The organism is Mesorhizobium sp. M7A.F.Ca.US.014.04.1.1 (assembly GCF_003998745.1).
Lineage (GTDB): Bacteria > Pseudomonadota > Alphaproteobacteria > Rhizobiales > Rhizobiaceae > Mesorhizobium > Mesorhizobium ciceri.
This window is the reverse complement of record NZ_RZRW01001400.1, coordinates 1-539: the sequence shown is the minus strand read 5'-3', so window position 1 is coordinate 539 and position 539 is coordinate 1. Positions and strand designations below refer to the sequence as shown.

At 64.2% G+C, this 539-nt stretch carries 1 protein-coding gene; it reads left to right on the top strand.

What is annotated here, in order from left to right:
- Positions 1-539, top strand: a 539-nt coding sequence (locus EOA22_RS36770) for a molybdopterin-dependent oxidoreductase (protein WP_127390768.1), incomplete at both ends; no start/stop codon positions are given.

The following is a 539-nucleotide window of genomic DNA, read 5'->3' as shown; positions in this document are numbered from 1 at the left end:
CGCCTGCTCGCTGGACGCGATGCGCTGGCGCCGGAATTCACCGAGGCCGACATCCGCCAGCCGCAGCGGCCGAACGGCGTCACCGCTCCCGATGACGACGTCTACAAGGGCCTGCTCGCCAACAATTTCGCCGACTGGCGTCTGGAAGTGACGGGTCTTGTCGAAAAGCCGCTGTCGCTCAGCCGCGAGCAGCTCCAGAACATGCCAAGCCGCACCCAGATCACCCGCCATGACTGCGTCGAAGGCTGGAGCTGCATAGCCAAATGGACCGGCACGCCGCTGTCGCTGGTGCTGGACCAGGCGGTGGTCAAACCGCAGGCGCGCTATGTCATGTTCCATTGCCTCGACACGATCGACCGCAGCCTGTCGGGCGACATCAAATATTACGGCACCATCGACCTCATCGATGCCCGTCACCCGCAGACGATCCTCGCCTACGGCCTGAACGGCAAGCCGCTGCCGGTCGAGAACGGCGCGCCGCTGCGGGTTCGCGTCGAGCGCCAGCTCGGCTACAAGATGCCGAAATATCTCTACAAGAT